General features: G+C 52.7%; 1 protein-coding gene. It reads left to right on the top strand.

What is annotated here, in order from left to right; translation table 11 throughout:
* Positions 1 to 220: DotH/IcmK family type IV secretion protein (locus tag A3709_RS25080; protein WP_197484272.1), on the top strand; the 220-nt coding region annotated here is incomplete at both ends.

Raw genomic sequence — 220 nt, 5'->3', positions numbered from 1 at the left:
CGGCCCGGGGCGCAGCCAGAAGTGATCTATGTCACCCCGGGTCGCATTTCTGCTATGTCTGTCATTGATAGCACCGGAGAGCCATGGCCCATAGCGTATGCTCAGCCTGGGAATACTGCGAATTACGAAGTGGCTCAAGTGGAGCAGCATGCATTCAAAAACCTCTTAACTCTTCAAACGCTTTATAGGGCTGGCGAAACGAACCTCACTCTTATGCTGC

This window comes from Halioglobus sp. HI00S01 (assembly GCF_001635445.1).
GTDB lineage: Bacteria > Pseudomonadota > Gammaproteobacteria > Pseudomonadales > Halieaceae > Halioglobus > Halioglobus japonicus.
Note: the sequence above shows the minus strand (reverse complement) of the source record. Positions and strands in the feature narration are given on the sequence as shown.